3 protein-coding genes and 3 pseudogenes are annotated in these 8443 nt (G+C 69.1%); 3 read left to right on the top strand and 3 right to left on the bottom strand.

Annotation, left to right across the window (positions count from 1 at the left end; genetic code table 11):
* The first annotated feature begins 739 nt into the window (after positions 1-739).
* Positions 740-1210, top strand: a complete 471-nt coding sequence (locus ABD335_RS27355; RefSeq protein WP_344328294.1) for a hypothetical protein — start codon at positions 740-742, stop codon at positions 1208-1210.
* Between the two features lie 70 nt (positions 1211-1280).
* Here ABD335_RS27355 and ABD335_RS27350 read toward each other — a convergent pair.
* Together ABD335_RS27350 and istA are read right to left on the bottom strand one after the other, a co-directional pair.
* Positions 1281-1475, bottom strand: a pseudogene (locus tag ABD335_RS27350) (IS21-like element helper ATPase IstB); the annotation flags it as partial.
* Positions 1448-3108 (bottom strand): annotated as a pseudogene (gene istA / locus ABD335_RS27345) (IS21 family transposase). The pseudogenes ABD335_RS27350 and istA, both read right to left, overlap by 28 nt.
* Before the next feature lie 276 nt (positions 3109-3384).
* On the opposite strand from istA, the gene ABD335_RS27340 reads away from it, so the two are divergent.
* On the top strand, positions 3385-4038 hold the full coding sequence (locus tag ABD335_RS27340; RefSeq protein ID WP_344328293.1) for a chloramphenicol phosphotransferase CPT family protein: 654 nt from the start codon (positions 3385-3387) through the stop codon (positions 4036-4038).
* On the opposite strand, the gene ABD335_RS27335 is transcribed toward ABD335_RS27340, so the two are convergent.
* Positions 4033-5622, bottom strand: a complete 1590-nt coding sequence (locus ABD335_RS27335) for an ISL3 family transposase (protein ID WP_425583764.1) — start codon at positions 5620-5622, stop codon at positions 4033-4035. The two genes, ABD335_RS27340 and ABD335_RS27335, sit on opposite strands and share 6 nt — an antisense overlap.
* 2600 nt (positions 5623-8222) lie before the next feature.
* On the opposite strand from ABD335_RS27335, the pseudogene ABD335_RS27325 reads away from it, so the two are divergent.
* Positions 8223-8432 (top strand): annotated as a pseudogene (locus ABD335_RS27325) (transposase); the annotation flags it as partial.
* Positions 8433-8443 lie beyond the last annotated feature (11 nt).

Here is an 8443-nt window from a genome sequence, read left to right as displayed (position 1 = left end):
GGACAGAGGTCGCCAGCGCCCCCGGCCCCCGCACGACGAGCTCGACCTGCCCGGGACCCACCTCGATGAGACTCACCCGCCGAAGGATACGGACGTCAACAGGTTGACGGCATCATGTTTTCGTGGCCTGGGACCGCTGCTACTTCTCATCAACATTCGGCGGCCCAGCAGCAACCAACTGCTCCCAGCTCCCACCGACAAGTGCTCTTCGTTCTGACCTACGCAGCCACCACGACCTTCCCAGGCACTTCCTTGCGGCGCTGGAGAGTTGCCTGCAGTGTGTGCCCCTGCGGCCATTTCTGTCCTTGCCGGCGCTCCGACGGACTTCCTGGTCGCCCCCGGGCTTGTCGCCCGTAGCGGCCCGAGCTGGGAGGACGGGAAGGTCGATGTCTGGGTCGGTGTCCGGCATCGCAGCGCGCTGTGTCCGCTCGCCCGGCTCGGTATCCCCTGGCGGCATTTCGACGGATGGCGGCTTCCTGGCCGGGAGCGGCTCGGCCATGAGGCGTTCCGCCGCTGTGCACGTAGCCGCGTACCCGGCTGTGCACTTTTTCACCTGTGAGCCGACACGAGTGGCCTGGCTGGCTTTGTTCACTTCTTTGGGCAGCGTTTGTCAATGAGTTCGGGCGGCAGTCGGTGATCAGATTGCTCTCCGATGTTCACGAGTTTTGACAGCAGCATGCCCTCAGGCGGGATGTCCGTTCGCGGAGTGCTGTCGGTGGCCGGAGCTAGGGTCCGTGGTGTGAGTGACTACTACGACCTGTTTCTGGCTGTGGACCTGCCTCCGGATCTGCCTGAGCCGACGCTGCAGGAGCTGAGGTGGCTCCTGGGGCAGGCAGAAGCGCCGCCGACGTTGGAGTCGGCCGACTGGGACTCCTGGGGTTACCCGTGGCAGGTCTTCGCCGGTGGTTTTGCGAGCCACTCGTTCGACGGGGTGGACACCTCCCTCCTGCTCCGGGCCGTGGACAGGCCGAATCTGGATGGCAGCGTGCCCTGGGCTCTGACCGTCCGAACGTGCGTCCACGAGGATGAGTTCGGGGTGGTGATGGAGGTCGTCGAGTGGATTCTTCGGCAGTCGACCGCGCAGGGGTGGGTCGGGTTTCTGCGCTACTCGGGTTCGGACGAGGTCCAGCATGTGGTGCGCCACCAGGACGGGTTCGATGTTGTCGACGTCCGCATGACCAGGAAGCAGATCAGTAGGTCGTGGTCGTAGCCGTGGCCCGCCCTCAGTGCGGGCCATCTGCAATGGGCCGGATGGTTCAGCTGGCGGCGGATTGTTCGGTGCGGGCCCGGTCGTCGCACTCGGCCAGCAGCAGCTCGGCGAGGAAGCCGCGGCAGGTCATCTGGTCCTTCATCGCCCGGTCGGCGATGTCGGCGAACTCGTTCCGGATCGACGGAAGCCGCAACAGACGGCAGGCGGAGTCGATCGCGGCGTCGGCGGCCTGCTCGGTCAAGCCTCGCCGGCGGGGCAGGGGCACTGGGCTTCTCCCTCTCGGTGGTCACCGCCGCTGGCGCGACGACGTCGGAGCAACTGGTCATAGGGGGGCACCGAGGGCAGCGGCCTGGTGTCCGGCGGCAGGTGGGCCGGCCTCCACTCGTGCAGAAACGTCACGGTGCCCGGCGCCGGCGGCTTCGATGCCGTCTGGCCTGGCGGAGGTACCGGCTCGTCCTCGGCCTGGGCGGCCTTGCGGGCCTCCAGGGCGACCGCGTCCGCCGTCAAGGCTCCCGCCCGCAGGGCAGAGGCCAGCCCGGCAACCAGGTGTTCGTGGGCGATGTGCCGGCCCAGCAAGAGCACCTCGATCAGGGCGCGGGTGCCATCCGGCTCGCCGTGGACCTTGCATGCCTGGGCCCACCAGGCGTCGTGGACCGGGGTGAACCTTCCTGCAGATCGCGCTTGTTCGAGCGCGGTGGCCCCGGGGAAGGCGCCAGGCTTGCGGATCAGGGCCTCCAGATAGTGGTCCAGCTCCAGTCGGCAGCGGCCCTTGGCGATCAGCCGCTCGTGCCGGGCCACCTCCACGTTCTGGTCGTAAACCACCAGGTGAGAAGCATGCAGCAGCACCCTGACCCGCTTGCCGATCAGCCTGGCCGGCACCGAGTAGCGGTTCGTGCGGACCGGGATCTGGCCGTAGGGGTCGACCCGCGGGGTGAACACCCGCCCCGTCTCGAACGGCTCCTGCGGCAACGGCATCAGTAGTGGCTGTTCGAGCGCGAAGTACTCGTCGATCGTCCGCGGCCTGGACCCGATCCGCCGCCGGCCGTCATGCAGGTCCCACTGCTCGACCATCTCGTTCAGCTCCGCCAGCGAGCCGACCTCCGGCACCGGTGCGAAGTGGTTGCGGAGGAAGTAGCCGATCCGTCCCTCGACCCCGCCCTTCTCGTGGGCGCCTTCGACACCGGGGCGGCAGTAGAAGCTCTCGATCCCGAAGTGCGACTTGAACGCGATCCACCGGTCGGCCTCCACCCTGGCCCGGCTCAACCCCAGCACCCGGGCAACAGCGGCTTTCAAGTTGTCGTAACGGACCTTGCTCCGAGGGACGCCACCCAGCGTCCGAAGCGCGTGAACACGCCCTTCGAAGAAGGCTTCCTGCCCGCAGGAGGCGAACACCCGGTGGACGGCCTTGCCCGAATAGGACAGGCGGAAGGAGAACAGGTAGCAGGTCACCAGCTCGCCGGCGAGCCGCACGGCCACATCGCCGAAGTCGACCTCCGCCTCCATGCCGGGCGGGTGGGTCTGGGGACGAACGCCTCCACCGGGGCCTTGCCCGACTCGACCAGGATCTCGGGCTTCCGGGCCGCGACGTAGCGGCGGACCCTCTGGTAGGAGACGTCGGCGCCGTGTTCCTCGACCAGGCGGTGGAAGATCCGGGTGACCGTGTGCCGCTGTTTGCGCGGCGCGTCCAGATCCCCCTGCAGCATCCCATCGATCAGCGGCTTGTACGGATCCAGGACCGTCGGCCGTGGCGGCAGCTTCTTCCTGGGCTCCGGCCAGACCGAGTCCACGGCCTTGCGGACCGTCCGCCACGACACGTTGTACTTGCGCTCGATCTCCCGGATCTTCATACCACCGCGGTGGTCGCGGCGGACCGCCGCGTACAGCTCGACCTTCGACATCTGCGGCATGACCAGGGCCTTTCACCAGGAGCATCCCGATGCTGCCCTGGCAAGCACCCCAGTGACTTCAAAACTCGTGAACATCACCCGACCGTGGATCTGGGCGCCTCCCAAACCCATGAACAACTGACTTCACGAGTCGGGTTCTGGCGCAACTTCTGTGGTCCGTGACGCAGCGTGTCCGGGGCGAGGGCTGGGAACGGCGGGGAATCTAACGAGGCTGGCGTCAGTGGGCGATGATGATCAGACTCCACTGGTGATAACGAAGGAACCCGAATGCCCGGAGCCAGGGACAACGATGGGCCCGAGTCGGCTGAGTACGGTGCCGCCCCTGCTCTGCCCCAGACCGGACTGATCATCTTCTTGAACGGGACGTCCAGTTCAGGCAAGTCCAGTATCGCCAAGGAACTGCTGCAGATCCTGGATGAGCCGTACTTTCACATGCCGGTGGACGCCTTCCACTCAATGCGAACCCGTCGGGAGGTCGGTCCGAAGGAGCTGCCCGACCTTCTGCGGCGAACGTGGATGGGCTTCCACCGGGCAGTCGCCGGTATGGCCGTGGCCGGCAACAACGTGGTGGTCGACCATGTGCTGAGCGAGGATTGGCGTCTGCTGGACTGTCTGGGGCTCTTCAGTGCCAGAGAGGTCGTTCTGGTTGGCGTGCGGTGTTCGCTGGAGGAACTTCAGCGGCGTGAGCAGGCACGCGGCGATCGCCCGGTGGGCCTTGCGGCCCGGCAGTTCCAGCGTATCCATGCGCACGGTCTGTACGACTTCGAGTGCGACACCACCACGGCCGGTGCTCTGGACTGCGCCCGGCAGATCAGCGCCTTCCTGCCGCAGCGGCCGCCTCCCACCGCGTTCGAGCAGCTCCGAACGAAGCTGCGTCCCGATCTGTCGGGCGCGGGCCGAGAGGTCGGGGTGCTGTCATGACAGCAGGACGCGTTTGCGGAGCAGACTGAAGCTGGCGCGGCCGAACATCTGGCGTTTGAGCATCTTGATCCGGTTGACATGGCCTTCGACGGCTCCCGAGTTCCAGGGGAGGGTGAGGCCGGCGGTGACGGCGTCGCGGTCGCGGTCGATGCCGGCGGCGAGGGTGTGGAGGCTGGATAGGTCGTCCTGCCGGACGGCGTCGAGCCAGTTGGGCAGGCGTTCGCCCTGGCGGTTGGTGAGCATGGTGGCGAAGGACCGGACGTGCCCGGTGAGGGCGTCCAGTTCGGGGCAGTGGGTCCGGACGGTCTTGAGCTGGAGCTGCTCGGCCTCGGTGAGGGTGTCGGGGTGGCGGAGGATCCATCCGGCGACGGCCCGGGGAGAAGGCGGCCGGGCGGTCACCGGCCGCGGTGAGGTGCGTTTCTGGTGCAGGTAGGCGCGGACGCGCTGGTAGCTGCCCTGGTAGCCGAGCGGCACGATCTCCTTCCACAGCTTCCAGGCGTTGGTGCAGCCCTCGTTCCAACGGTCGTCGAGGTAGGTCTTGTACGCGTCGAGGACGGAGGGGCGGTTCTGCCACTGGCCGGTGAAGAGGTCTTCGGGCTTGGCGGCGTCGGCGTATTTCTTGACGGTGCGGCTGGTCATGCGGAGCTGTCGCTGGATCGCGCGGCGGCTGTGCCCGGCCTTCAGCAGGGCGTGGACGGTGGCGTGCGTAGTCCGGGTGTGATCGGCGAAGCGGTGGCCGGTCGGCCACGGCGAGCCGGACGTCGCTTCCGATGGGGCGGGTACGGGCTCGGGCGCCTCGGGGACCAGGACGCGCAGGCAGTGGCGGTGCTGTGTGACGGTTCGCTCGGCGGCCTCGCTGAGGTTGTGCCACAGGTGCCACCGGTCCGCGACCTGGACGGCCTGCGGCGCTCCGGCGGCGGCGCCGTCCGCGAAGAAGGGGGCGCGGTCGCGGCAGACGACTTCGACACCGGGCTGCTGGGCCAGCCACGCGGCCAGCGTCGATGCCTCCCGGTCTGGCAACAGGTCGACCGGGCGCCGCGTCTCGATATCCACGAGGACTGTGCCGTAGTGACGGCCCTTGCGCGTGGCGTACTCGTCAACACCGACCACCCGCGGGGCAGGCAGCTCCGGTTCGGGAAGCGCGTCGACCAGCCGCAGGACCGTGCTGCGGCTGACGGACACCCCGAAGGCCCTGGCCAGCCGGGCGCCGGCCCGGCCGGCCAGGGCGAGGCCGACCGCGGCCAGGGTGGAACGCAGCCGCTCAGTACGCTGACTGTGGCGGCGGGTCAGGCCCGGTATCTGCTCCACGAAGGTCCGTCGCCCGCACGCGGCGTTCCGGCAGGTGAACCGGCGGACCCGCAGCCGGAGAACAACGCTTTGTCCGGCGCTGGACACGTCAGCAGGAAATCGCAGGTAGGAGCCGTGGACCAGGCTGGACCAGGTCCCGCATTCCGGACATACGGCGCCCGTCGCGGTGCATCGCGCGTCAACGCGCACTATCGCGGTGTTCACGTCCACCGACAGCACAGCGACCGCGATCGACAGAAACAACAGCTCCTTCAGCCGGAGCACGACCTCTTCCACGGCCCCGACTGTCAGCCAAAGCGCGCTGGCCACTGCTCGTTTTCGGGCAATTTCCCAGCCCGCCCAGAAACCTTCAACTGTCACTCAGCGTGGCCGCACCACAGAAGTTGAGCCAGAACCACGAGTCGTGAACAAAGCCACCTGGCGGTTGCGACGGTTCGTCTCCGACTGGGAGGGGCGGGGGTCTGGCCTCGGCCGGAGGGGTCGGGGTGGGCACGGGGAGCCGGTGAGGGTTGATCGGTCGGGCCGGTGGTCGGTAGGCGGCTGCGCTGCGGTGGGGTGCGGGCCGTCGGTGGTGCCGTCGGGAGCCCTTGGGGGGTTCGGTGGGGTGGGTCAGGTGTCGGTGGTGATCGGGTGGTCGTGGCTCATGCGCTGTCAGGACGTCAGCAGGTACTTCAGGTACTCCATGGGGGTCAGGGGGGTGCGGTCCGTGGTGGTGGGGCCCGGGGGTCCGGAACGTCATGGCTTGGCCGGGGTGGTTGAGGTGGGGCGGCGGGGTGCTGAGGTTGCGGTGGGGCGGCGAATCGGGCTCGGGGCAGGTCCTGGGCGTGCCGTGGCAGCGATTCGGTGACCGGCCATCCGTCGGGGGACGGTCCGGCGGCGGTGCCGGTGGTGGGGTCGGCGGAGCGCAGCACCGAGTTGACGTGCCGTTCGGCGTCGGTGCCGTCGCGGTGGGGGGTGGCCTTCGCAGGAGGAGATGGTGGTGATGAAGATGGTGATGATGCCGGGGAGAGAGGACGGGCGCGGACCAGGGGCACGATGCCGGGGTCGAGCCGGTGCCACGGGGGTTCGCCGGTCGAACACCGGGCACGCCCCACGCCCCCCACCCGGCAAGGGGGGATCGAGATCGGCGGCCCCCACCACAAGCCGGAGCCGGGGCTGGAGGTGGGCCACTCCCCCACTCCCGGACTCGGGATTGGAACAGAACCCCGGCAGGTGGACGGATACAGACGGCCTTGACGCAGGCGGGTGGTACAGCGGCGGCGCGGGCCGAATCGAGGCGCGAAGGTGGGGCGGGTGTCAGTCGCGGGGCCGGGTGAGGAGGGGCGCGGCCGCGTCAGGTGCAGGTGTCGTCGGCTGGCCAGAGCACGGCCAGGGGGTGGTTGTCGGAGACCGACCGGCTGGCTTCATGCACGTTCAACGGTTCTGGCTCACCCTCTGTGGTGCGGAGAAGGAGGGCCTTCTTCTGGAACCTGTTTCGCCTGTCCGACCTGCGGGACGTGGGGTGGGTCGTCGCCCAGGCCCCGGCGTGACCGCCGACGTCACGGAAGTTGAGCTGAACCACGACTCGTGGATGAAGCCAGACCGGCCGTCACGATCCCATAGGACGGCTTCGGGCTGTCGGATTCTGCCGAGCCAGTCGGGAGGCGGGGCCTGGCACACGCAGGTTCGCGGGTCCTTGTTCTGGTCGCGCCGCAGGGCGGGCAGGACGTTCGTGCGGTCTCAGCCGGCGGCTTCGGGGGCATGGGCGGTGTCGCTCATGGTGCAGGACGGGCGGATGTCGGGCCGGTCCGGCGGCGACGGCTCAGGCCGTGTCCGTCCGGGCGGCTGGCGGCGCGCTCCCGGGCTCGGCGCCGGGGTCCTCGTGCTGGCCCCGGTGCCCGATGGGGCGGCCCGGTCCGGGGTGGGGGGGACGGGTCGGGCCCGCCTCGGCCGGGGTGCGGCCGGGGCGGGCCAGGGGAAAGGGTGTGGGGCCGGACGGGACGGTGCGGCTTGGCCGCCTGGCTACCCACCCCGGGGTGGGGTCTCCTTTCCGAGGGTGGCAGCGGCCAACTCGGTTCAGGTAGGGCGGCGGCGCCTCGCACCGACCACGGCACGGCACGGCCGGGTCCGGGACGTGACGGCTCGACGCGAGGGGCCGGGCGGTGGTGGTCCCCGGCTGGCTACGGCCCATGGGCCGCACACCTCTGGCACTTTTGCCGCCGACTCGTTGGTGGGCCGGCGGCTTTCCCGGTGGGTGGGATGTTTCCGCGAACCATCTCTGCCCCTTGGGGATTCAGGGGCTGGGGTGGGTTCCACAAGTCCGGCCCCGCATGGGATGTGGAGTCCGATGGCGGGACGGCCTGGAGTGTGCGGATGCAGGGCGGGGCAGGACATCGGCTCGCACCCTCCTCACGGTGCGGGCCGGTGGGGCGGTGCAGGGCATGGGGTCTGTTCCTGGTGGGGTGCGGGTCCCGTGCCGTGGTGTACGGCACCGGGCGGTTCAGCCGGTGGTCGGGCCGCCGTGAGGGGGTCGGGGGTATGGCCGGGTGCGGCCGGTCCTCGACGGCGGACCGGTCGGGGGCGGTGGACGAGGCCGGTGAGTTGGTCGAGAACGCCGTTCTGTTGCCACGTGGTGAAGGAGTCTGTAGACGCTCTGTCAGGGCGGGAAGTCGTGAGGCAGGTAGCACCAGAGGATGCCGATGCGGTCGACGTAGAGGGTGGCGTCCATCAGGTCGCGCAGGTCGTGGGTGGGACTGGCGGATGCCAGCCCGGGCGGCGCGCCGGGCTTCCAGGGCGGGGCGGACCAGCTCCCAGCGGGCGTCGGACAGGTCGTTGGGATAGTGCCATCGCGGCTGCATAGCGTTGGGATACGACAGGGGCTCCATGGTGGGCAGAGTGCCGACCACGGTTACGGCTATGACACGTACCGCCGTCTCCTGCGGGCGCGAGGTATCACATCGAAGATCGCTCGGAAAGGCACCGCCTATGGTTCCGGTCTGGGCAGGACCCGCTGGGTTGTCGAGCGGATCTTCGGCTGGCTCCTCCAGTTCAGACGCCTCCGCATCTGCTACGAGATACGCTTCGACCTCCACCTCGGCCTGCTCTAGTTCGCTTGCAG

It is taken from the genome of Streptomyces macrosporus (assembly GCF_039533145.1).
Lineage (GTDB): Bacteria > Actinomycetota > Actinomycetes > Streptomycetales > Streptomycetaceae > Streptomyces > Streptomyces macrosporus.
Note: the sequence above shows the minus strand (reverse complement) of the source record. Positions and strands in the feature narration are given on the sequence as shown.